Source organism: Sinorhizobium chiapasense, from assembly GCF_036488675.1.
GTDB lineage: Bacteria > Pseudomonadota > Alphaproteobacteria > Rhizobiales > Rhizobiaceae > Sinorhizobium > Sinorhizobium chiapasense.
The window spans coordinates 3,869,841-3,893,675 of the sequence record NZ_CP133148.1; the positions used below are offsets into that span (position 1 = coordinate 3,869,841).

General features: G+C 61.0%; 23 protein-coding genes. 12 read left to right on the forward strand and 11 right to left on the reverse strand.

What is annotated here, in order from left to right:
* Positions 1-94 precede the first annotated feature (94 nt).
* From RB548_RS18420 to hemE, 8 genes are all read right to left on the reverse strand, one after another.
* A complete protein-coding gene (locus tag RB548_RS18420; protein WP_331372656.1) occupies positions 95-985 on the reverse strand; it encodes a ParB/RepB/Spo0J family partition protein in 891 nt (296 codons plus the stop codon).
* Between the two features lie 33 nt (positions 986-1,018).
* Positions 1,019-1,813 carry a ParA family protein gene (locus tag RB548_RS18425; protein ID WP_180939524.1) on the reverse strand — a complete coding sequence of 265 codons (795 nt, stop codon included), beginning with the start codon at positions 1,811-1,813 and terminating at the stop codon, positions 1,019-1,021.
* Positions 1,814-1,830: 17 nt separating this feature from the next.
* Positions 1,831-2,472 (reverse strand): 16S rRNA (guanine(527)-N(7))-methyltransferase RsmG, encoded by a 642-nt coding sequence (rsmG, locus tag RB548_RS18430; protein ID WP_331372657.1) that lies wholly within the window; start codon positions 2,470-2,472, stop codon positions 1,831-1,833.
* The gene (gene mnmG / locus RB548_RS18435) at positions 2,469-4,352 is read right to left on the reverse strand and encodes a tRNA uridine-5-carboxymethylaminomethyl(34) synthesis enzyme MnmG (protein ID WP_331372658.1); all 1,884 of its coding nucleotides are present in this window, start codon (positions 4,350-4,352) and stop codon (positions 2,469-2,471) included. The genes rsmG and mnmG overlap by 4 nt, the downstream gene beginning before the upstream one ends.
* A gap of 108 nt (positions 4,353-4,460) precedes the next feature.
* Positions 4,461-5,786: a tRNA uridine-5-carboxymethylaminomethyl(34) synthesis GTPase MnmE gene (mnmE, locus tag RB548_RS18440; protein WP_331372659.1), complete on the reverse strand. Its 1,326-nt coding sequence runs from the start codon at positions 5,784-5,786 to the stop codon at positions 4,461-4,463.
* A gap of 480 nt (positions 5,787-6,266) precedes the next feature.
* Positions 6,267-7,532, reverse strand: coding sequence for a transcription termination factor Rho (rho, locus tag RB548_RS18445; RefSeq protein WP_331372660.1), 1,266 nt, complete (start codon positions 7,530-7,532; stop codon positions 6,267-6,269).
* Between the two features lie 195 nt (positions 7,533-7,727).
* The gene (gene hemJ / locus RB548_RS18450; protein ID WP_331372661.1) at positions 7,728-8,270 is read right to left on the reverse strand and encodes a protoporphyrinogen oxidase HemJ; all 543 of its coding nucleotides are present in this window, start codon (positions 8,268-8,270) and stop codon (positions 7,728-7,730) included.
* Positions 8,267-9,298, reverse strand: a complete 1,032-nt coding sequence (gene hemE / locus RB548_RS18455; RefSeq protein ID WP_331372662.1) for a uroporphyrinogen decarboxylase — start codon at positions 9,296-9,298, stop codon at positions 8,267-8,269. Before hemE ends, hemJ begins: the two co-directional genes overlap by 4 nt.
* A 406-nt stretch (positions 9,299-9,704) precedes the next feature.
* On the opposite strand from hemE, the gene RB548_RS18460 reads away from it, so the two are divergent.
* The 5 genes from RB548_RS18460 (at position 9,705) to dnaQ (ending at position 13,409) form a co-directional block, all read left to right on the forward strand.
* On the forward strand, positions 9,705-10,526 hold the full coding sequence (locus RB548_RS18460) for a pyruvate, water dikinase regulatory protein (protein ID WP_331372663.1): 822 nt from the start codon (positions 9,705-9,707) through the stop codon (positions 10,524-10,526).
* Positions 10,527-10,554: 28 nt separating this feature from the next.
* Positions 10,555-11,154, forward strand: a complete 600-nt coding sequence (locus RB548_RS18465; protein ID WP_331372664.1) for a Maf-like protein — start codon at positions 10,555-10,557, stop codon at positions 11,152-11,154.
* Entirely contained in the window at positions 11,147-12,007 is an 861-nt protein-coding gene (locus RB548_RS18470; RefSeq protein WP_331372665.1) for a shikimate dehydrogenase, read from the forward strand. Before RB548_RS18465 ends, RB548_RS18470 begins: the two co-directional genes overlap by 8 nt.
* Positions 12,004-12,588 (forward strand): dephospho-CoA kinase, encoded by a 585-nt coding sequence (gene coaE, locus RB548_RS18475; RefSeq protein WP_331372666.1) that lies wholly within the window; start codon positions 12,004-12,006, stop codon positions 12,586-12,588. Before RB548_RS18470 ends, coaE begins: the two co-directional genes overlap by 4 nt.
* Positions 12,589-12,710: 122 nt before the next feature.
* Complete coding sequence (gene dnaQ / locus RB548_RS18480; protein ID WP_331372667.1) at positions 12,711-13,409, forward strand: DNA polymerase III subunit epsilon; 699 nt, start codon at positions 12,711-12,713, stop codon at positions 13,407-13,409.
* Between the two features lie 64 nt (positions 13,410-13,473).
* Here dnaQ and secB read toward each other — a convergent pair whose 3' ends face one another.
* Complete coding sequence (gene secB, locus RB548_RS18485; RefSeq protein WP_331372668.1) at positions 13,474-13,977, reverse strand: protein-export chaperone SecB; 504 nt, start codon at positions 13,975-13,977, stop codon at positions 13,474-13,476.
* Between the two features lie 205 nt (positions 13,978-14,182).
* A complete protein-coding gene (locus RB548_RS18490; protein WP_331372669.1) occupies positions 14,183-14,689 on the reverse strand; it encodes an FxsA family protein in 507 nt (168 codons plus the stop codon).
* Between the two features lie 134 nt (positions 14,690-14,823).
* On the opposite strand from RB548_RS18490, the gene RB548_RS18495 reads away from it, so the two are divergent.
* The 5 genes from RB548_RS18495 (at position 14,824) to gyrB (ending at position 20,141) form a co-directional block, all read left to right on the forward strand.
* Entirely contained in the window at positions 14,824-15,528 is a 705-nt protein-coding gene (locus RB548_RS18495; protein WP_331372670.1) for a Tim44/TimA family putative adaptor protein, read from the forward strand.
* A gap of 7 nt (positions 15,529-15,535) precedes the next feature.
* A complete protein-coding gene (gene mltA, locus RB548_RS18500; RefSeq protein WP_331372671.1) occupies positions 15,536-16,642 on the forward strand; it encodes a murein transglycosylase A in 1,107 nt (368 codons plus the stop codon).
* The gene (locus tag RB548_RS18505; protein WP_331372672.1) at positions 16,635-17,198 is read left to right on the forward strand and encodes a Smr/MutS family protein; all 564 of its coding nucleotides are present in this window, start codon (positions 16,635-16,637) and stop codon (positions 17,196-17,198) included. The genes mltA and RB548_RS18505 overlap by 8 nt, the downstream gene beginning before the upstream one ends.
* A complete protein-coding gene (locus tag RB548_RS18510) occupies positions 17,195-17,572 on the forward strand; it encodes a helix-turn-helix domain-containing protein (RefSeq protein ID WP_331372673.1) in 378 nt (125 codons plus the stop codon). The genes RB548_RS18505 and RB548_RS18510 overlap by 4 nt, the downstream gene beginning before the upstream one ends.
* Positions 17,573-17,705: 133 nt before the next feature.
* Complete coding sequence (gene gyrB, locus RB548_RS18515) at positions 17,706-20,141, forward strand: DNA topoisomerase (ATP-hydrolyzing) subunit B (RefSeq protein WP_331372674.1); 2,436 nt, start codon at positions 17,706-17,708, stop codon at positions 20,139-20,141.
* A 61-nt stretch (positions 20,142-20,202) separates the two neighbouring features.
* On the opposite strand, the gene RB548_RS18520 is transcribed toward gyrB, so the two are convergent.
* Positions 20,203-20,799, reverse strand: a complete 597-nt coding sequence (locus tag RB548_RS18520; protein WP_331372675.1) for a nitroreductase family protein — start codon at positions 20,797-20,799, stop codon at positions 20,203-20,205.
* A gap of 98 nt (positions 20,800-20,897) precedes the next feature.
* On the opposite strand from RB548_RS18520, the gene RB548_RS18525 reads away from it, so the two are divergent.
* Positions 20,898-22,304 (forward strand): pyridoxal phosphate-dependent decarboxylase family protein, encoded by a 1,407-nt coding sequence (locus RB548_RS18525; protein ID WP_331372676.1) that lies wholly within the window; start codon positions 20,898-20,900, stop codon positions 22,302-22,304.
* Positions 22,305-22,338: 34 nt separating this feature from the next.
* The gene (gabD, locus tag RB548_RS18530; RefSeq protein WP_331372677.1) at positions 22,339-23,793 is read left to right on the forward strand and encodes an NADP-dependent succinate-semialdehyde dehydrogenase; all 1,455 of its coding nucleotides are present in this window, start codon (positions 22,339-22,341) and stop codon (positions 23,791-23,793) included.
* Positions 23,794-23,835: the final 42 nt, after the last annotated feature.

Here is a 23,835-nt window from a genome sequence, read left to right on the forward strand (position 1 = left end):
CATTTCACTGTCTCAATGCAAACGATTGAATGAGCGAAGGGTCCACAACCCGTCATCCTCGGCTCAAGCCCGACGGATGACTTCGGGACCAGTGCTACCGACGCTCCAGCAGTCGGCAAATCTCTTCAAGCTGGTCAAGCGTCTTATAGGCGATGCGCAGGTGCCCGCCGGAGGCCTTGTGGCTGACGGTGACTTCGAGACCGAGGCTGTCCGACAGCGTGCGCTCGAGAGCGAGCGTATCGGCGTCCTTTTCCTCGCGACGCGGCCCTTTGGCGAAGTTGGGGTCGTTCTGCGCCCGGATATCGTTCTGCGCTAGGCGCTCCGCCTCGCGCACCGAAAGGCCCTTCGCGACGATGTTGCGCGCCAGGGCCACCGGATCGGAGGTCGGGACCAGCGCCCGTGCATGGCCGGCCGACAGGCTGCCGTCCGACAGCATGTCGCGCACCGGCTCCGGCAGCTTCAGCAGCCGGAGGCTGTTGGCCACATGGCTGCGGCTCTTGCCGATGATGTCGCCGAGGTCATTCTGCGTATAGCCGTGTTCAGCAATCAGCTGCTCGTAGCCCAGCGCCTCTTCGAGCGGATTGAGGTCGGACCGCTGGACGTTCTCGACGATGGCGATCTCCAACGCAGTACGATCGTCCACGTCCCGCACGATCACTGGGATCTCGGTGAAACCCGCAAGTTGAGCCGCCCGCCACCGGCGCTCACCGGCAATGATTTCGTAGCGGTCACTCCCAACAGTGCGCACGACGACGGGTTGCACGATGCCGTGCTGGCGGATCGAGCTCGCAAGATCCTGCAGCTCCGCTTCGTCGAACTGCCGGCGCGGGTTGCGGGGATTGCGCGAGACAAACTCGATCGGTACGCGGCGATCGGGATTGAAGGGCGTCTGCGGCGTGGCGCCGCCTTGCAACGGCTGATCCATTTCGCCGATCAATGCCGCCAGACCGCGGCCCAGACGCCTCTTGGAGCTGTCGTCGTTCATCTGTCATCCAATCTTATTACGATTCCGAAACGATTACGCAGCCTTGCGTTGCCGCTCGCGCTGGATCACTTCAGACGCCAATTGCAGATACGCCTGGCTTCCGGCGCACTTGAGATCGTAGAGAATGGCCGGCTTTCCATAGGAGGGCGCCTCCGAAACCCGGACGTTCCGCGGGATTAGCGTGTGATAGACCTTATCACCCAGATGGGTGCGAACATCGCTCACGACCTGCTGAGCAAGATTGTTGCGGGAATCGAACATCGTCAGGACGATTCCTTGGATATCGAGGCTCGGGTTGACCGTCCGACGCACCTGATCGACCGTTTCCAGCAACTGGCTCAAGCCTTCCAGCGCAAAGAATTCGCATTGCAACGGCACGAGCACGGAATGCGCAGCGGCCATCGCGTTCATCGTCAAGAGATTGAAGGACGGCGGGCAATCGACCAGGACATAGGAATAGGCAAGAGCCTCGCTGGCGGCCAATGCCTTGCGGAGGCGAAAGACCCGGTCGGATTCCCGGGCGATCTCCATCTCGATGCCGAGCAGATCCATGGTCGAAGGTACGATCGAAAGGTTCGGTACTGCCGTGCTTTGGGCGATTTCCCCGATCGAATGGCTGCCCATCATCAATTCATAGGAGGAAAGATGCCGGTCGCGGCGCTGGATCCCGAGGCCCGTGCTGGCATTTCCCTGCGGGTCGAGATCGACAATCAGAACTTTCTCGCCAATGGCGGCCAAGGCGGTCGCAAGATTAATGGCGGTAGTCGTTTTTCCGACCCCGCCTTTCTGGTTAGCAATCGTGATAATCCGATTTCTGAGGCCAAACATGTTTTTCCGCTCGCCTATCACTTCGTCCGACGTGAAAGATTTGCAATCTCGAGCACGACCGAATCTGGCTCGACAACACTTGCATGTTTTACCAGATCGAATTGAAAGCGGCTAACGGCTTTGTCGATTTCCTGCTGGTAATCCCGCCCTTTATGAAAGTAGGCGACGGCATTGGCACCTTCTCCGAGCATCCAGGGCGCACAATAATCCAACAATTGGCCCAGATCGGCGAGCGCACGCGCCGAAATGGCATCGCAACGGGGGATGATTGCACTCGCATTTTCGATTCGAATCGGATGCACAGAACCGCGGGCGCCGGTTTCATTCAGCGCAACGCGCAAAAAGGCGCATTTCTTGTTGTTGCTTTCGACCAGATGAACCCAGCCGTCCCCGAGTTCCGACAGGCAAATCGCCGTTATCACGCCGGGGAACCCACCGCCACTGCCGAGATCGACCCAGACCTTTGGCGTCGGCGCCAGTTGGAAGATCTGCAGGCTGTCGACGATATGGCGCCGCCACAAATCTTCAAGTGTCGACGGCGCGACGAGGTTGATCGACTTCGCCCATTTCTGGAACAAGGTACCAAAGTGCTCGAGCTTCTCGATCGTTTCACGTGAAACACGCAATCCGTTCAGGCTTCCGGCAAGACTCGTTTTCATTGTATGGCTTGCCTCGCCACACGCAGCTCATCGCGATCCTGGCGCTTCAACCATGTGAGGATCAGCGACACGGCCGCCGGCGTCATCCCGTCGACCTTTGTTGCCTGCGCCAGATTGCGCGGTCTTTGCTGCGTCAGCTTCTGCTTCAACTCGTTCGACAATCCGGGCAACAGGCTGTAGTCGAAGTCCTCCGGAATGCTGGTGCTCTCTTCGCGGCGAATGCCGGCGATGTCTGCCGCCTGCCTTTCCATATAGACCGCATAGGCAGCATCGATCTCCAACGCTTCGACCACACGCCCGTCGATCACGTGGAGTTCCGGCCACAGGGGTTTCAACCCGGAAATCGACTGCTCCGGGTAGGACAAGATTTCAAAAGCCGATCGGCGCTGGCCGTCCTGATTAAGCTTCAGGCCAAACCGCTTGCCCTCTGTCGGCGTCACCGAGAGAGACTGCAACAGTGCGCGTCCGCGCTCATAGCTGCCTTTCCACTCCTCAAAGCGCTGCTTTCGCGTCCCGCCCACAAGGCAGAGATCGATGCCGATCGGCGTCAGCCGCATGTCGGCGTTGTCGGCTCGAAGCGACAGCCGATATTCGGCGCGCGATGTAAACATGCGATAGGGTTCAGTGATGCCGCGCGACGTCAGATCATCGATCATCACACCGATATAGGAATCGGTGCGGCTGAAATGGAATGGTGTGCGCCCCAAAGCGGAGAGGGCGGCATTCAATCCCGCGACCAGCCCCTGGGCGCCCGCCTCTTCATAGCCCGTCGTTCCATTGATCTGGCCGGCTAGAAACAGGCCGGGTGCCTTTCGCGCCGCAAGAGACAGTTGCAGCTCCCGCGGGTCGACATGGTCATATTCGATCGCGTAACCGGGCTGGAGGATCGTCACCTCCTCCAGTCCCGGAATGGTCCGGATAAAGGCATCCTGAACCTCCTCGGGCAGTGAGGTCGAAATGCCATTCGGATAGACGGTATCGTCGTCCAACCCCTCCGGCTCCAGGAAAATCTGGTGGCCATCCCGTTCGCCAAAGCGAACGATCTTGTCCTCGATCGACGGGCAGTAGCGAGGTCCAACGCCTTCGATCTGTCCGGAATACATTGCAGAACGATGGATGTTCTCGGCGATGAGCTTGTGCGTGGCTTCGGTCGTGCGCGTCACACCGCAGTCGATCTGCCTATTGGCGATCTTATCGGTCAAAAACGAGAAGGGCACCGGATGCTCATCCGGTCCCTGGCGACCGACGCGGTCCCAATCGATCGTCCGGCCATCGAGCCGCGCCGGCGTACCCGTCTTCAATCGTCCGAGATTAAGCCCAAAGCGCGCCAATGTTTCCGAAAGACCGATCGACGGTTCCTCTCCCGCGCGACCGGCCGGAATCTTGCGATCGCCAATATGGATCAGGCCTCTCAGGAAAGTGCCGGTTGTAAGCACCACCGCCGCCGCCCGAAAGATCCGACCGTCCTTCATGACAACGCCGCAGACCACGCCGTCTTCGGTCAGCAAGTCAAAGGCATCGCCCTCGATCACTGACAGATTGTCCACCGCGCCGATCGCCTGTTGCATCGCCTCGCGATAGAGCTTGCGGTCTGCCTGCGTCCGGGGACCGCGCACCGCAGGTCCCTTGCGGCGATTAAGCAGGCGAAACTGGATGCCCGCGGCATCGGCGACGCGCCCCATCAGCCCATCGAGCGCATCAATCTCCCGGACGAGATGGCCCTTGCCCAAGCCGCCGATAGCGGGGTTGCAAGACATCACCCCGATTGTGTCGCGCCTATGCGTGATGAGAGCCGTGCGGGCGCCAAGTCGCGCCGAGGCCGAAGCGGCCTCGCAGCCGGCATGTCCGCCGCCAATCACGATGACATCATAACTCGACATTCCAATGCTCCAGCTGGTTCCAGCCCTGATTCTGAATTTCATTCTCGCGAGTCAAGTGGTTTCACGTGAAACGCTGCGAATGACTCGCTATCGTTGTGCCTGCGCTGCTTACTTGCCAATGCAGAACTCGGAAAATATCACATCGAGCAGGTTCTCGACATCGATGCGCCCCGTGATGCGCCCGAGAGCATCGCCCGCAACGCGCAGTTGCTCTGCCTGAACATCCAGCCCCAAGGCCTCTGACAACAGGCTCCGCTCCAGGGCAGCACTTGCCTGACGAAGGCAGTCGACGTGACGCTTCCGCGACGGCATCGACAGTGATGTCTTGCCAGCCAGGTCCGGAAGATAAGCGCCCAGCGCGTCCAACAGATCAGCGATGCCGGCACCGGTCCTGGTCGACAGGAATATATCCGCATCGCTCGGCAGCCACGAGACGTCGTCCCGGTCGATCTTCGTCGCGACCCTTATGATCGGGATGTTTCCAGGAACGGCCTCACTCACGGAGAAACGTGCCGGATTGTCCGATAGCAAGAGCACGAGATCGGCTCGTCCGATGGTTTCATGCGCACGCCGAATTCCCTCGCGTTCGACGAGCTCGTCGGTTTCCCGCAATCCGGCCGTGTCGTACAGTTTGACCGAGAATCCGGCTAATGAAAGGTCGACCGAGATTATGTCACGGGTGGTGCCGGCGATTTCCGTGACGATCGCCACGTCGCGCTTTGCCAGCGCATTCAACAGACTCGACTTGCCGGCATTCGGCTCGCCGGCAATGACGATCCTCAGGCCATCGCGAATAATCTCCGCCAGGCCCGCCTGACCGATATGCTCCTCGATTTCACGTCGAAGCGTCTGCATGTCCTTCCAGATCGAAGCGCTCACCGAACCGGGAACATCGTCCTCGTCCGCAAAATCGAGCTCAGCTTCAATCATTGCGCGTGCATGCGTCAGGCGCCGCGCCCACCCATCGTAAAGCGCCGACTGACCGCCACCCGAATGCTCGAGCGCCAGACGACGCTGCATCTCGGTTTCGGCCGCGATCAGATCGGCAAGGCCCTCGACCTCCACCAGATCCATCTTGCCATTTTGAAACGCGCGCCTCGAAAACTCGCCCGCCTCGGCGTGGCGGAGGTCAGCGATTGCGGCAAGCTCATCCAATATCGCCTGAACGACCGCTCGCCCGCCATGCACCTGCATTTCGCAGCAATCCTCGCCGGTGAAGGATGCCGGTCGCGGAAAATAGATGACCAGCCCACTATCCAGCGCCTCACCATTTCGGGTCCGAATCGTTTTCAAGGTCGCGGTCCGGGCTTGCGGCAGAGGCCCGCAAAGTCGCGCAATTGCCTGGGCCGTGGCCGGCCCGCTGATGCGGATAACAGCAACGCCGGCCGGCAAAGCGCCGCTCGAAAGGGCATATATCGTATCCGTAAATTGCATCGGGCCACCGGGCATCCCGAGCGCAACGCGTTGGCGGTGAACTCGGTTTCATTTTCCGTCGTTGAGGGCTACCGCATGTATCCTGAAATCGGCTCCGATTTAAGGATAAGAACATACAGCAATTCAAAGTGCTACGGCGTCCTTTACGCATCTGATCAACAGCGCGGCTCTGTAGGGGCGGTTGCCTGCTCCGACGGCCATCATTTTCCGTCGAGCAACTCTTACCATTTCTACGCGGGGATGCGGAGCGCCGCGACTTATGCACCTCCCGCCGTCGGAAATCAAGCATCTCTCCTGGCGCTGCTACGCGCACGCGGGACGGTGGGTGTTTCACGTGAATCATCGTGGACCGATAGGGATCCACGGCTCTGCCATAGGTGCCTTCAGTGAATCCGGCTAAATAAAATCGCGGGTCCGCACAAAAAATGGCCGAGGCGCGGCACGCCTCGGCCATTCTTTACAGAGAACCTGAAAACGTCGTCAGGTATTCATCGATTCGAAGAAATCGCCGTTGTTCTTCGTCTGCTTCAGCTTGTCGATCAGGAACTCGATCGCATCGGTCGTGCCCATCGGAGCGAGGATCCGGCGCAGAACGAAGATCTTCTGGAGATCCTGTCGCGGAACCAGCAGGTCCTCCTTGCGGGTGCCGGACTTCAAAATGTCCATGGCCGGGAAGATACGCTTGTCCGCGACCTTGCGGTCGAGCACGATTTCCGAGTTGCCGGTACCCTTGAACTCTTCGAAGATCACCTCGTCCATGCGGCTGCCGGTATCGATCAGCGCGGTGGCGATGATCGTCAGCGAGCCGCCTTCCTCGATGTTACGCGCGGCGCCGAAGAAACGCTTCGGACGCTGAAGTGCGTTCGCGTCGACACCGCCGGTCAGGACCTTGCCGGATGATGGCACTACGGTGTTATAGGCCCGACCGAGACGGGTGATCGAATCGAGCAGAATGACGACGTCCCTGCCATGCTCGACGAGGCGCTTGGCCTTCTCGATGACCATTTCCGCGACCTGGACGTGGCGCGTCGCCGGCTCGTCGAAGGTCGAGGAGACCACCTCGCCCTTCACCGAGCGCTGCATGTCTGTGACTTCTTCCGGACGTTCGTCGATCAGGAGCACGATCAGATAGCATTCCGGATGGTTCGCAGTGATCGAATGGGCGATGTTCTGCAACAGCACCGTCTTACCGGTGCGCGGCGGCGCCACGATCAGCCCGCGCTGGCCCTTGCCGAGTGGTGCCACAAGATCGATGACGCGAGCGGAAAGATCCTTCGACGTCGGAACCTCCAGCTCCATCTTGAAACGCTCGTTCGGGTAGAGCGGCGTCAGGTTGTCGAAATGCACCTTGTGCCGGATCTTTTCCGGGTCGTCGAAGTTGATCGTATTGACCTTCAGCAGCGCAAAGTAGCGCTCGCCTTCCTTGGGACCGCGGATCGGCCCTTCGACCGTATCGCCGGTCTTCAACGAGAAGCGCCGGATCTGCGAGGGAGAAATATAGATATCGTCCGGGCCGGGCAGGTAGTTTGCATTGGCGGAGCGCAGGAAGCCGAAACCGTCCTGCAGCACCTCGACGACGCCTTCACCGATGATCTCGATTTCCTGCGTCGCAAGCATCTTGAGGATTGCGAACATCAACTCCTGCTTGCGCATGGTGCTGGCGTTCTCAACCTCGAGCTCTTCGGCAAAGGCCAGGAGATCGGTCGGCGTCTTGTTCTTAAGTTCTTGAAGCTTCATTTCAGCCATGAAGAGTCCATGTGTAGTATGGGAATGGAAGTTGGCGTGATTTTTGTAAGGGAGCTGCGAGAGGGAAAGAGGCAGGCTCTAAACTTGGTCAGGCCACAGGAAGAAGGAGATGGGTGAAAATAGCGATTCACGTGAAACGCCGCAAGGGGCTGCGGCAAATTAGCGACAACTATTGCAGCTAAAAATCGATTGAATTCAAAATGGTTTCACCACGACCATGACGACGATGAGAATCATCAGCAGCGTCGGCGCCTCGTTCATCAGTCGCCAATAGCGCGCGTCACGGCGGTTCTCGTCATGCTCGAAGGCTTTCACCGCACGGCTGAAGTGCACATGCACGATGGTCAGGAGCACGACGAAGAAGAGCTTCGCGTGCAGCCAGCCACCCCGGAAGCCGTAGATGCTCCATGCGAGATAGAGCCCGAGCGCCCATGAGATCATCATCGCCGGGTTCATGATGACCTTCAGCAGGCGCTTCTCCATCATCTTGAACGTTTCCGACTGCGCCGATCCGGGCGCCGCATCGGTGTGATAGATGAAAAGACGGGGCATATAGAGAAGTGCTGCCATCCAGGACATGACGGCAATGACGTGCAGCGCCTTGATCCAGAGGTAGAGGTTGTCCGGCTGCCAGACGAAAAGGCCGACCAGTAGCAGGGCAAATGCGGAAAGCGCGATCCCTGCGCGCAGACGCGCCCTGTTCCCCGGTCCCCGGTCGGTCTGGCGCTCCGCCATCATCGCCCCTCACGGACCCGCGACACCAATGCCCTCACGTTCTCCGGGTCTGCCTGCGGTGTAATCCCGTGTCCGAGATTGAAGATCAGCGGTCCGTTGCCAAGCACATCGAGAATCCGGTCGATTCCGCTTTCCAGCGCCGCCCCGCCGGCCACGACTCGCATCGGATCCAGATTGCCCTGCACCGGGCCATCCTTCTGCAACTCCGCCGCAAAGGATAACGGCACCGACCAATCGAGCCCGATCGCATCCGCACCCGTCGCCTGCCGGTAATCCTTGAGCAAGAGCCCCGCGCCTTTCGCGAAGGCAATGACCTTGGCCGACGGCCGCTGTGCGCGAACAGACGCGATCATCCGGCGCACGGGTTCGGCGGCAAAGCGGGCAAATTCGTCCTCGCCGAGCACACCCGCCCAGGAGTCGAAGATCTGTACCGCATCCGCACCCGCGTCGATCTGCTCCACCAGGTAGTCTGCGGAAATGTCAGCGAGGAACGCGAGCAGGTCGTCAAACGCCTTCGGATGGCGATAGGCAAAGAGGCGAGCAGGGGCCTGATCCGGCGTTCCATGACCAGCGATCATATAGGTTGCGACCGTCCACGGAGCGCCACAGAAACCAAGCAGCGTCGTTTCCGCCGGCAATTGCCGCCGCAGTCGCGAAACCGTCTCGATGACAGGCCGCAGGTGATCGGAGACGCCGGCAGCGCGAAGCCGCGCAATACCCTCCGCATCGATCGGATCCATCTTCGGCCCATGACCCTCCTCGAAGCGAACATTTCGCTGAAGCGCGTCCGGGATGACCAGGATATCGGAAAAGAGGATCGCCGCATCGAAGGCATATCGCCGGATCGGCTGCAGTGTCACCTCCACGGCCAGATCGGGCGTGTAGCAGAGATCAAGGAAGCTTCCCGCCTTGGCTCGCGTCTCACGATATTCCGGGAGGTAACGACCCGCCTGGCGCATGAGCCAGATCGGTGGAGGGGTCAGGCATTTCCCATCCAGCACCTCGAGAACCTTGCGACGTATCTCGCTCACTCGCGGCTTCTCCAATCTATAATAAAACTGATTTTAAAAGGGTTTCTATTTCTTAGAGTCGGTGGCTATCAAGGATTAAAATCAATCCGCAATTCATCCAATGGTCCTGCTGCAGCGGTGTGATGCGGGGAGAAGAAGGCCGATCTCGCGAAAAAGACCAAGGAGAGGGTAGAAAACGCTGAAAAATCGGGATCTTAAGCTCTTCCCCAATTTTGCACTTCCTGTGGACAAGCTGTCGAAGCGCGTGACATTTTGTCGTCGCCATGAGTCTTGTCCACATGACGCGTTCGATGTTCTCCGGCTGGGTCGCGGATGTGAATAACTCGGCGCTTTTCCACTTGCCTGAACAGCCGCCGCGCCGTTAGCTGTTTCTGTCCCGGCCTATCAACAGCCCCCGGAGAATTGCGTGGAGAACCGAAAAAACTATTTCCACCTGCACCTCGTCTCCGATTCGACGGGCGAGACGCTGATTGCGGCGGGGCGTGCCGCTGCGGCACAGTTCCAGTCGTCACACGCGCTGGAGCACGTCTATCCGTTGATCCGGAACCGCAAGCAGCTGATGCAGGTGCTGGACGCGATCGACGGTGCGCCGGGCATCGTTCTCTACACGATCGTCGACCGCGAGCTTGCCGACGTCATCGATCAGCGTTGCCGCGAGATCGGTGTGCCATGCGTCTCGGTACTGGATCCGATCATCGACCTGTTTCAATCCTATCTCGGCTCGCCGTCCCGTCGCCGATCGGGCGCGCAACACGTGATGGACGCGGAGTATTTTGCCCGGATCGAGGCGCTGAACTTCACCATGGACCATGACGACGGCCAGATGCCGGCGGATTTCGACGAGGCCGACGTCGTTCTTGTCGGCGTAAGTCGTACATCGAAGACGCCGACGAGCATCTATCTTGCCAATCGCGGCATCAAGACGGCCAACATCCCGATCGTGCCCGGCGTGCCGCTGCCGGACGGTCTGCTCAGCGCGACGAAACCGCTGGTCGTCGGGCTTATCGCGACAGCCGACAGGATCTCGCAAGTCCGCCAGCACCGGCTGCTTGGATCGACCCAGACCTTCCACGGCCAGGATTATACAGACCGGGCCTCGATCGCCGAGGAGTTGAAATATGCCCGCTCGCTCTGCGCGCGCAACAATTGGCCAATGATCGATGTGACGCGCCGCTCGATCGAGGAAACCGCCGCCGCGATCGTTGCCCTGCGTCCGCGGCTCAGATAGAGCGAAACGAAGAACCCGGGATGGAAGAATGACGACTACCCTTGTGTTGGCTTCCGCCAGTCCATTTCGCCGCGCCCTGTTGGAAAACGCCGGACTTACGTTTCAGGCGCGGGCCGCCGAGGTAGACGAGCGGGCCTTGGAGCAACCGCTCGAAGCGGCAGGCGCTTCGCCTGTGGATGTCGCGCTGGCGTTGGCGGAGGCCAAGGCAAAGGATGTCGCTCGGCATTTCGATGGCGCGCTCGTCATCGGTTCGGACCAGACGATGTCGCTCGGGTCGCGCGTCTACCACAAGCCCAAGGATATGGCGGAGGCCGCCGACCACCTGTTGTCGCTGTCCGCCAAGACGCACAGTCTGAATAGCGCGGTCGTTCTTGTCCGTGACGGCGAAGTCGTCTGGCGCCATGTTTCCTCCGCCCACATGACCGTCCGCCCGCTTACTCGGGGCTTTATCGAAAGGCACCTTGCAAGGGTTGGCGAGAAGGCACTTGCCAGCGTCGGTGCCTATCAGCTTGAGGGCGAGGGCATCCAGCTCTTCGAAAAGATCGAAGGCGACTATTTCACGATTCTCGGTTTGCCGCTGCTGCCTCTGCTTTCCAAACTCCGTGACCTGGGCTCGATCGATGCGTGATTCACGTGAAACATTTGTTAACCATGCTTTCGTCACGGGATTTCCGGTGAAGCATTCGCGCTCGCCGCTGATCCACGGCTATTGGCTGAAACAGCTGGGAATCGCCGGCAGCTACCGGGCCCATGAAGTCTCGCCAGAATATTTCCCGGATTTCATGCGTCAATTGAGGAACGGCGCTGCCGGATTCTGCGGCGGCAACGTCACCATTCCCCACAAGGAAGCAGCTTTCCGTCTTTCCGATCGCCCGGATGAACTGAGTGCCGAGCTCGGCGCTGCCAACACCTTGTGGGTTGAAGGCGGAGATATTTGCGCGACGAACACCGACGGCCAAGGCTTCGTCGCCAACCTCGACGAGCGTGCGAAAGGGTGGGAGCGGATTTCGACCGCCGTCGTCCTCGGCGCCGGCGGCGCCAGCCGCGCCGTCATTCAGGCGGTTCGCGACCGCGGCATCAAGGCAATTCACGTGGTAAACCGAACGCCGGCCAGGGCACAGGAACTGGCGGATCGGTTTGGCACGGCTGTTCACGCTCACCCGCTCGAGGCGTTGTCGGAGGTGATGACCGGTGCCGGCCTTTTCATAAACACGACCTCGCTTGGCATGGATGGGGAGCCGGCCCCTAAGATCGATTTCTCGATGATGGCGAAGGAAGCGGTCGTCACGGACGTTGTCTATGTGCCGCTCAAGACTCCGTTGCTGCGTCAGGCCGAAGAGCAGGGCTTTGCGATTGTCGATGGGCTTGGCATGCTGTTGCATCAGGCGGTGCCTGGATTTGAAAAATGGTTTGGCCGTCGGCCGGTCGTCGACGATACCCTTCGGCAGATCATCATTCGCGATATGGATAGTCACAAATGATCATTGTCGGCCTCACGGGATCGATCGGAATGGGCAAGTCGACCGCGGCCGAGATGTTCCGCGAGCTCGGCGTTCCGGTGAACGATGCCGACGAGGCCGTGCACGAACTTTATCGCGGCGAGGCGGTGGCACCGGTCGAGGCGGCGTTTCCCGGCGTGGTAAAGGACGGAGCCATTGACCGGGCAGAACTCTCACGGCAGCTTCTCGCCGCGCCAGAGCGGCTTCGCGAACTGGAGCAGATCGTCCATCCGCTCGTTCGTGCCAAGGAGAGGGAGTTCATTGCCACGCACCGGGCTGCCGGTGCCCCCTTTGTTGTCCTCGATATACCGTTGCTTTTCGAGACGAAGGCGGAAGGGCGCGTCGACCAGGTCGTCGTCGTTACCTGCGCGGCCGATATACAGCGGGAACGGGTGATGAAGCGGCCGGGAATGACAGCGGAAAAATTCGCGATGATCCTCGCGCGCCAGGTGCCCGACAGCGAAAAGCGCGCACGGGCGGACCACATCATCGACACGAGCGACAGTTTCGATGTCACCCGGGGGCAAATTCGGGCGGTTGTCGACCGATTGCGCGCAAACTAGGCGGGGATGGGCGGTCCCAGTGCCGGTTTTTCGCCCACACAGTGTTCCAAGTTGCTAGAATTCAGTCGCGCTTGGTTTGCGGATTGATTCGCTCCGATTCAGCGTGACCTTGGAGAGATTGCATGCGTGAAATCATTTTCGACACGGAAACGACCGGTCTCGACAGCCGAGACGATCGCGTGATCGAAATCGGCGGCGTCGAGCTCGAGAACCAGTTTCCGACAGGGCGCACGCTGCATCTCTACATCAATCCTGGCGACCGCAAGGTCCACCCGGATGCCTTGGCCGTTCACGGTATCACCGACGAGTTCCTGAAGGACAAGCCGGGCTTTGCCGATGTCGCCGACCAGATCCTCGATTTCTTCGGCGGCGCGCGCTGGGTGGCGCACAACGCGACCTTCGACATCGGCTTCATCAATGCTGAATTTGCCCGTTTGGGCCTTCCGGCGGTGGCAGGCGAACACGTGACGGACACGCTTGCTCTTGCCAGGCGAAAACATCCGATGGGCCCGAATTCGCTCGATGCTCTCTGCCGCCGGTATGGCATCGACAATTCCCATCGCGCCAAGCACGGCGCACTGCTCGACTCGGAACTGCTCGCGGAAGTCTACATCGAGATGATCGGCGGCCGGCAGGCGGCGCTTGGCCTTGTGACGAGCGTGGCCGGTGGCCAGACGATCGAAGCGGAGGACGGGCCGATCATCGTGCTGCAGAGACCGAGACTCTTGCCCGCGCGATTGACCGAGGTCGAGGTCGCGGCGCATGCAGCCCTTGTCGCCAAGATCGGCACCAAGGCAATCTGGTCGAAATACGAGTGCTGAAATGAAAAAGGCCCGGCGATAAAACCGGGCCTTTTCCTCGAAGAGGCAGCAGTCCGATGGCCGATCAGTTGGCCGTATCGTTGCTATTGGCGACCTGAGCGCGGACCTTTTCTTCAGCCATGCGCTGGGTGAACATCTGGGCGAAATCGATCGGGTCGATCATCAGCGGCGGGAAGCCGCCGTTGCGGGTCGCGTCGGCGACGATCTGGCGCGCAAACGGGAAGAGCAGCCGCGGGCACTCGATGAAGAGCAGCGGCAGCATGTGTTCCTGCGGGAAACCGGAAACGCGGAACACGCCGCCATAGGCGAGCTCGACGTTGAACAGAACCTTGTCTCCGTCCTTCGCTTCCGCATTCAAAGAAAGAACGACATCGAAATCGTTCTCGGCGAGCGGATTGGCGTTGACGTTGACATTGATGTTGATCGACGGCGCGCGCTCGCGAGCCTGCAGAGAACGCGGCGCACCGGGATTCTCGAAGGAAAGATCCTTGACATACTGGGCCAAGATGTTGAGGGCAGGGCTTTGCTGCGCGCCGCCGTTGCCATTGGATGCGGTATCAGTCGTCATAAGAGTTTCCTCGGACTTCAAATCGGTGAGGCCATCTAACATTTCGGACTTGGGCTTACAACCCTTGCCAGCCGGGCCTTTTTTGGGGCGCTGGGCAAGCGGTTTTCGCGCTTTCCCGTAGCCGTGCGGCAGACATTATAGACCTGTTGCCGCGTCGATGCGCCAAAAGCGCGAAGGGCCTTCCCACTTGCTGTCGTTTCGATTTCTACCGGGAAATCCGATTCGTCGGCGGGGATCCGTCGTCATCCTTCTTCTCGCGGGAGAATTCATCCTCATCGAGATCGATGACGCGCGGTCCGGCGCGTCCTTCGCGCCCGCCAGGACCCGAGCGGTAGAAACCGGTTCCCGCCGTCACTATAGTCATTCTTGTCTGCAGGAATGTGGCGATGGCACGCCTTACCGGCGGCAGAAACAAGATGAGGCCGATGATGTCGCTGATGAAGCCCGGCACGATCAGGAGGATCGCTGCGACGAAGACCAGCGCGCCCTCGAGCACCTCGCGGCCCGGGTCACGTCCCGCCCGAGCGGATTCCTGCACGCGGCGAAACACCTCGAAACCCTGGATTCGCAGCAGCGCGATACCGACCGCGCCGCTCAGGAATACGAGGAGCAGCGTCATCAACAAACCGACTTCGCGACCGACGATGACGAAGCTGGCGATTTCCGCGAGCGGCAGCCCGAGGATGACGAGCGGGAGGATCAGGGAACGCATCGACGACGCTCACCAGAAGATTCGTGCAATTGGTTGGCCTCCGGTTTAAGGGTGCGACATCGCCATTTGAATGGTTTATCCTTGCGGACTATATGGGATAGTAAGAGAAATTCTAACAGCGGTTCCGGGTGGAAATGGGCTCTTTCGACTTCATCACGTTTTTTTTCCTGATCGCTGCCGTGGTCATCTTTCTGCAGTTGCGCAGCGTTCTGGGGCGCCGTACTGGCAATGAACGCCCGCCTTTCGATCCCTATTCGCCGCGCGAGATGAGCAAGGGGCCGGAAAGCGCCGACAATGGCAAGGTGGTGCAACTTCCCCGCCGCGAAAGTGCCGCCGAAGACGAGTCCCGCTACGCGGCCATCGATACCTTCGCCAAGGTCGGCACGCCTTTGAACGGCCAGCTCAGGGCCTTGAGTGACGCCGACCGCAGCTTCATTCCCGAGGATTTCGTCAACGGCGCCAAGATGGCCTATGAGATGATCGTGATGGCCTTCGCCGATGGCGACCGCAAGACGCTGAAGGGACTGCTGTCGCGCGAGGTCTATGAGGGCTTCGATTCCGCCATTGCCGAACGGGAGGCGAAGGGCGAGGTCGTCAAGTCGACCTTCGTCGGCATCGAGAAGGCCGACATCACCCATGCAGAGATCAAGGACAACGAGGAAAACATCACCGTCCGGATCATCAGCCAGCTCATTTCCGCCACCTATGACAAGCAGGGCAAACTGATCGACGGCGATGCCGACTCCGTTGCCGAAGTGAACGACCTCTGGACCTTTTCGCGTGATATCCGATCGCGCGATCCGAACTGGAAACTGATCGCCACGGAATCGGATAACTGAGGCGACTATGGCCTTTCAGCTCGAGCCGGTCGCCTTTTCCGAACTGCCGGGCTGGCAGTCGGACGACCCGACACCCGTTATCGCCGCCCTCCGCCGCTGCCATCACCACGTCACCACGACGAAACCCTACAAGACAGGCTCGCTCGGCATTTCCGTGGCCGATCTGTTGCCCGCTTTCGAGGCCGCCCGCGCGCAGGTTTCCGACGCGACGACGGCGCGCGCCTTTTTCGAGGAGCAGTTTCTTCCATTCAGGCTTCGAACCGGCGAGGGCGGTACGGGGTTTGTAACCGCTTTTTACGAACCGGAAATCGAGGTCCGTGCCGAACCGGACGAGATTTTTCGCTTCCCTTTCTACCGCCGGCCGGCCGATTTGATCGACATCGACGACGGCAACCGGCCGGAAGGCATGGACCCGTATTTCGCCTTCGGGCGCCTTCGTGGCGACCAGATCGAAGAGTATCCGGACCGGGAGGCGATCGAGCGGGGCTTTCTTGCGGGACACGGGCTTGAGATCGCCTATGCCCGGTCGAAGGTGGACGTCTTTTTCGTTCATGTTCAGGGTGCAGCCCGGCTTCTCTATCCGGACGGATCGAGGCGCCGCATCACCTATGCGGCAAAGACCGGGCACCGCTTTTCCGCAATCGGGAAGCTGCTGATCGATCGCGGCGAAATCGATGCGGCGACCGTGTCGATGGCCAGCATCCGCGCCTGGCTTGCGGCACATCCCGAAAGGGTGGACGAGACCCTGTGGCACAATCGCTCCTTCATCTTTTTCCGCGAGGCGTCGGTAGACGATGACGGGTTGGGCCCGGTCGCGGCGGCCAAGGTGCCACTGGAGCCCGGTCGATCGCTCGCCGTTGATCGGCTGATCCATACGTTCGGTGTCCCTTTCTATGTCGCCAGCGAGACCCTTACCCATCTCGACGGCGGACGGTCGTTCGCGCGCCTTATGCTCGCGCTGGACACCGGTTCGGCGATCGTCGGGCCCGCGCGCGGAGACATCTTCACCGGGTCCGGTGATGAGGCGGGCAATCTCGCGGGATCGGTCCGCAATGCCGCGGACTTCTTCATCTTCGTACCTCGAATGGCCGCGGCCAGATACCGCCATGGCTAGGGAAAAGAAGCTTTCGCCCGAGGATCGCATTCTTTGGGGGAAGGTCGCACGGTCGACCCGGCCAATGCCGGGCCGTCTCGAAGATCTCGCGGATCTCCTTGGAGAGGGCGAAGAGGTTGCGCCTGCGGCGCCGGATTCGCAGAAGACCGCGGCAACTCCGCAGGAAAAACCCGAGCAGGGCTTTGCGCTCAGCAAAGGCAAGGACGAGCGCCGTCATCATCCGCTTGAAAGGCCGGTGAAGCGCAAGCTCGCAAAGGGTCACCTGGCGCTGGAGGCGCGGATCGACCTCCACGGCATGATCCAGAGCGAAGCGCATGGCCTGCTCTTGCAGTTTCTTCTGAAGGCGCACGAGCGCGGCCTTCGTCACGTCCTGGTCATCACCGGCAAGGGCACGTCGCTTGGAAGCGACGGTGCGCTGAAGCGGGCGGTGCCGCTCTGGTTTTCGCTCCCGGAGTTTCGTCCGCTGATCTCGTCCTACGAGCCGGCGTCGCGCAACCATGGGGGCGAGGGCGCGCTCTATGTCCGCCTGGCGCGCGCCAAGGGAAGTGCGATATGACGCCCTTTGGCGAGGCCATGCGCGAATTGCGGCGCAGAAAGGGTGTGTCGCAAAAGCAGATGGCGGCGGCGATCGGCGTTTCCGCTGCCTACCTTTCGGCGCTCGAGCATGGCAAACGCGGTGCGCCGAGCTTCGACTTTCTTCAGCGCGTCGCCGGCTATTTCAATGTGATCTGGGACGAGGCGGACGAGCTCTTCCGGATCGCGGATATTTCCGATCCGAAGGTGGTGCTCGATACGTCCGGCCTGCCGCCCGGCCACACCGCATTTGCCAATCGGCTGGGGGGGCAGATACGCGGTTTGTCGGAAGAGACGATCCGGGCCTTGGAAGATATTTTGGAAAAAGCCACAATTCCTGATAATGACAGGGGATGAAAGCCTGTTCCCGACCGCCAGGCGCGGCCCGGGATTTGGAAGCCGTGGACAAATTTCCTATAGTCCGCAAGGCCTCCGCGCTGTGATTCGCACCGAATCACGACGTCCGCAACCTGGAAAGACCTGAAGCCGAATGACCGATTTTCCTGAGACCGAAGCCGGCGCCATCGCCGAATATGGTGCCGATTCCATCAAGGTGCTGAAAGGGCTCGATGCCGTCCGCAAGCGGCCGGGCATGTATATCGGCGACACCGACGATGGCTCCGGTCTGCACCACATGGTCTATGAGGTGGTCGACAACGCGATCGACGAAGCGTTGGCCGGTCATGCGGATATTGTCACTGTGACCCTCAATCCGGATGGTTCGGTAACGGTCACCGACAACGGCCGCGGCATCCCGACCGATATTCACAAGGAGGAAGGCGTGTCCGCCGCCGAGGTCATCATGACTCAGCTTCACGCCGGCGGAAAATTCGACCAGAATTCCTACAAGGTCTCGGGCGGCCTGCACGGGGTCGGCGTTTCGGTCGTCAATGCGCTCTCCACGTCCTTGAAGCTCAAGATCCGCCGCGGCGGGAAGGTCCACGAGATGAGCTTCACCCACGGGGTAGCCGACGGCCCGCTTCAGGCAACGGGCGATGCCGGCACCGACACCGGGACGGAGGTCACCTTCCTGCCGAGCGAGCAGACCTTCTCGAACGTCGAATTCGAATACACGACGCTCGAGCACCGCCTGCGCGAACTTGCCTTCCTGAATTCCGGCGTCCGGATCGTTCTGACCGACAAGCGCCATTCGGACATCCGCCGCGACGAGATGATGTATGAAGGCGGGCTGGAGGCGTTTGTCGCCTATCTCGATCGCGCCAAGAAGCCCCTTGTGCACAGCCCGGTCTCGATCCGCGGTGAGAAGGATGGCATCACGGTTGAAGTGGCGATGTGGTGGAACGACAGCTACCACGAAAACGTGCTTTGCTTCACCAACAACATTGGGCAGCGTGACGGCGGCACCCACATGGCCGGCTTCCGCGGCGCGCTGACGCGCCAGGTGACCTCCTATGCGGAGTCGTCCGGGATAACCAAGAAGGAAAAGGTCACGCTTCAGGGCGAGGATTGCCGTGAGGGACTGACAGCCGTGCTGTCCGTCAAGGTGCCCGATCCGAAGTTCTCGTCTCAGACCAAGGACAAGCTCGTTTCGTCCGAAGTCCGGCCCGTGGTCGAGAGCCTGGTCAACGAGGCGTTGAATTCCTGGTTCGAGGAGCATCCGAGCGAAGCCAAAGTCCTCGTCGGCAAGGTCGTCGAAGCGGCGGCCGCCCGCGAAGCGGCGCGCAAGGCGCGCGAACTCACCCGCCGCAAGGGCGCGCTCGACATTTCGTCGCTGCCCGGCAAGCTCGCCGACTGTTCCGAACGTGATCCGGCCAAGTCGGAACTGTTCCTGGTCGAGGGCGATTCGGCAGGCGGTTCGGCCAAGCAGGGCCGTTCACGGGAAAGCCAGGCGATCCTGCCGCTGCGCGGCAAGATCCTCAACGTCGAGCGCGCGCGCTTCGACAAGATGCTGTCGAGCCAGGAAATCGGCACGCTGATCACGGCGCTCGGCACCTCGATCGGCAAGGACGAGTTCAACGCCGACAAGCTGCGCTACCACAAGATCATCATCATGACGGATGCCGACGTCGACGGCGCCCATATCCGCACGCTGCTGCTCACCTTCTTCTTCCGGCAGATGCCGGAACTGATCGAGCGCGGGCACCTCTATATCGCCCAGCCGCCGCTCTACAAGGTGACGCGCGGCAAGTCCACGCAGTACTTGAAGGACGAGAAGGCGCTCGAGGATTACCTGATCAGCATGGGTCTCGAGGAAGCGTCGCTCGCGCTCGCGTCGGGCGAGGTGAGAGCCGGGCAGGACCTGCGCGAGGTGATCAACGACGCGCTGCGCCTGCGCTCGCTGATGGACGGGCTGCATTCCCGCTACAACCGGGCGATCGTCGAGCAGGCCGCCATTGCCGGTGCACTGAACGTCGAACTGAATGGCCGCCGCGACGAATACGAGAAGGTGGCGGCGGAAGTGGCACGCCGGCTCGACGTCATCGCCGAGGAGACCGAGCGCGGCTGGGTCGGAGCGGTCACCGCGGAAGGCGGTCTGAAGCTCGAGCGCATGGTGCGTGGCGTCAAGGAAGTCGCGGTGCTCGATATGGCGCTTATCGGCTCCTCCGATGCCCGCCATATCGATCAGCTTACGGCCAAACTCAGGGAAGTCTATGCCGAGCCGCCGGTGCTGCGCCGCCGTGACGGCACCCAGGACATCAGCGGACCGCGTGCTCTGCTCGACGCCATCTTCGCGGCCGGCCGCAAGGGCCTCTCGATGCAGCGGTACAAGGGGCTGGGCGAGATGAATGCCGAGCAGCTCTGGGAAACGACGCTCGATCCGAACGTGCGTTCGCTCCTGCAGGTGAAGGTTTCCGATGCGACCGACGCCGACGGCCTGTTCTCGCGCCTGATGGGTGACGAGGTGGAGCCGCGGCGCGATTTCATCCAGGAGAACGCGCTGAGTGTCGCCAATCTCGATATCTGATCCGCTGTCTGGCGGTCGAAAAATCGCCGGCGCCGCAAGGCGCCGGTTTTCTTTTGTGTGATCAGTCGGCCCTGAACCGGCCTTCGAAAACGAAATCGGCAAGCGGCTTGCGCTGGCTCGGCTTTTCCCGCTCGCGCAGATCGTCCGGAAGCGTCGACGGATCGGCAAGTCTGCCGATCGCGACGGCGGCCTCGACCCGGTAATGTTCCGGCACTCTGAGCACGCGCATCGCCTTGTCCCGGTCGACTCCCGCCATTGCATGCGCGTATAGGCCGGCAAGTCGCGTCTGCAGCGCGAGCGCGAACCACGCGGCACCGGTGTCGAAGGCATGGGTGTAGGCCGGTCGCATCTCGCCGTTTGACGTGAGCCTGTGGGTCTTCGAAAGAATGATGACGATCGCCGAGGCGTTTTTCGCCCAGCGCTGGTTGCTTTCGTCGAGAATGTCCAGCAACGACGCAAAGTGTTCGGTGCCGCGGCGAGCATAGACGAAGCGCCAGGGCTGGTTGTTGCTCGCCGAAGGCGCCCAGCGCGCCGCCTCAAAAAGGGCAAGCAGATCCTCTTCGCTGATTTCCTCGCCGGTAAAGGCGCGCGGCGACCAGCGCTCCAGGAAGATCGAGTGGATCGGGTGGTCGGCTCTTCTATGGTTGATTTCTGTCACGAACGAACATCCTTATTGCGCGCGAATCCTTTTGGGGCGGATTCGGCGTCACGCTACAAAAGTTCCAGCATCGATGGAACTGCACATGGGAGGGAACGATGGATGAGGCAACGTTCAGGCATTGGTCGTCCAAGGCCGCGGATTGGGGAGCGGACTACCGGCAATCGCTTCGTGACCGTCCCGTCCGGGCGCAGACCGCTGCCGGTGAGATAGCCGGCCAGATCGCACAATCTCCTCCGGAAACCGGCGAGGCCATGGAGCGGATCTTCGAGGATTTCGAGACGATCATCGTGCCGGGCATGACCCATTGGCAGCACCCGCGTTTCTTCGCCTATTTCCCGGCCAATGCCGCACCCGTCTCCGTCGTCGCCGAATATCTGGTCACCGCGGTCGCGGCGCAATGCATGCTCTGGCAGACCTCGCCGGCGGCGACCGAGCTCGAGACGAAGATGCTCGACTGGCTGCGACAGGCGATCGGCCTTCCGGCAGGCTTTTCCGGCGTCATCCAGGATTCCGCGTCCTCCGCCACGCTCGCTGCAGTGCTGGTGATGCGCGAAAAGGCTCTCGCCTGGAATGGCAATCGCGCAGGGCTCGCCGCCAACCCGCGTATCCGCATCTATTCCTCCGATCAGGTCCACACCTCGATCGACCGCGCCATCTGGGTGAGTGGCATAGGCGAACAGAATCTCGTGCGTATACCGACCATCGGTGAACGTCGAGGAATGGACTGCGCCGCCCTTGCTGCGGCAATCGAGGCGGATCGCAAGGCGGGTTATATTCCCGCAGGTATCATCGCCTGCACGGGCGGCACCAGCGTCGGCGCCTGCGATGACATTGCCGGAGTCGTCCGCGTCGCCAAAGAACAGGGGCTTTACGTCCACGTCGACGCCGCCTGGGCGGGTGCCGCGATGATCTGCGAGGAATTCCGGGAGCTCTGGCGGGGTGTCGAGGGCGCCGATTCGGTCGTCTTCAATCCGCACAAATGGCTCGGTGCGCAATTCGACTGCTCCGCCCATTTCCTCAGCAACCCCGATGATCTCGTCCGCACGCTGGCAATCCATCCTGAATTTCTGAAGACGCACGGGCAGGACGGGATCATCAATTATTCCGAATGGTCCGTTCCGCTCGGCCGGCGCTTTCGGGCGCTTAAGCTGTGGTTCCTGCTGCGCTTCCACGGTCTTTCCGGACTGAGAGAGATGATCCGCAACCATGTGCGCTGGGCGGAGGCGCTCGCCGAGCGTTTGCGGAACGAACCGGGCTTCGAAATCGTTACTGAACCGGTTCTGTCTCTCTTTTCGTTTCGACATGCCGGCGGCTCCGATGCCGACGCCCATAACCTCGCCCTGGTGAAGGCGATCAACGACGACGGCCGCATCTACCTGACGCAGACACGAGTCGACGGACGCATCGCCATTCGTTTCCAGGCGGGGCAATTCAGCATGGCCGAGGAGGATGCAGAAACGGCGTTCAGGACCATTGTCGAGTTGGCGAAAAAAGTTGTATAAGTTCTGTAGATTTTTTTCCGAGGAAGGACGCGCCATGAACTTGAAAGATCCGTCGCTGTTTCGCCAGGCCGCTCTCGTGGGCGAAAACTGGATCGAAGCCGACCCGAAAAACGCGATCGAGGTGAACAACCCGGCAACCGGCGAGATCATCGGCCGCGTCCCAAAACTCGGTGCAGCCGAGACGCGCGCCGCGATCGAGACCGCGGCGCGGGTGCAGAAGGAATGGGCGGCGAAGACCGCCAAGGAGCGCGCGGGCGTTCTGCGCCGCTGGTTCGAGCTGATGATAGAGAACAAGGACGATCTCGGCCGGATCCTGACGATGGAACAGGGCAAGCCGCTCGCGGAGGCAACCGGCGAAATTGTCTATGGTGCAGGCTTCATCGAGTGGTTCGCCGAAGAGGGGCGCCGCGTCTATGGCGACCTCGTGCCCGGCCATCAGAAGGACAAGCGCATCCTGGTGATGAAGCAGCCGATCGGCGTCGTCGCCGCGATCACGCCATGGAATTTCCCGAACGCGATGATCACCCGCAAGGCCGGCCCCGCCTTTGCCGCCGGTTGCGCCATGGTGCTGAAGCCGGCCGGGCAAACGCCGTTTTCCGCGATTGCCATCGCGGTGCTCGCAGTGCGCGCCGGCATGCCGAAGGGCCTCTTTTCGGTCATCACCGGCTCGGCACGGGAGATTGGCGCCGAGATGACCTCGAACCCGACTGTGCGCAAGCTGACTTTCACCGGCTCAACGGAAGTCGGCGCCGAGCTCTATCGCCAGAGCGCCGGCACGATCAAGAAGCTCGGCCTGGAACTCGGCGGCAATGCGCCCTTCATCGTTTTTGACGATGCCGATCTCGATGCGGCCGTCGAGGGCGCATTGATCGCAAAGTTCCGCAACAACGGCCAGACCTGCGTCTGCGCCAACCGCATCTATGTTCAGGACGGCGTCTACGAGGCCTTCTCCGAGAAGCTTGCCGCCGCGGTCGCCAAGTTAAAGACCGGGAACGGCATGGAGGAAGGCGTCATTCTCGGTCCGCTGATCGACCAGCCGGCGCTTGCCAAGGTCGAGGAACATGTGGCCGATGCGCTTGCCAAGGGCGCCCGAGTCGTCCAGGGCGGCCGACGCCACGCTCTCGGCGGCACATTCTTCGAGGCGACCGTGCTTGCCGATGTCACGCAGGCGATGGCGGTCGCGCGCGAAGAGACCTTTGGGCCGGTCGCGCCGCTCTTCCGCTTCAAGGACGAGGCGGACGTCATCCACCAGGCGAACGACACCGAATTCGGTCTCGCCTCCTATTTCTACGCCAAGGATCTCGCCCGGGTCTTCCGGGTCGCGGAAGCACTCGAATATGGCATGGTCGGCGTCAACACCGGGCTCATCTCCACGGCCGAAGCGCCGTTTGGCGGCGTCAAGCTCTCCGGCCTCGGCCGCGAAGGCTCGAAATACGGCATCGAGGAATTCATGGAGATCAAGTACGTCTGCCTCGGCGGCATCGCCTGAGGTGACAGTATTCCAGCCCCGGAGCAAACCGGCCGAAACTCT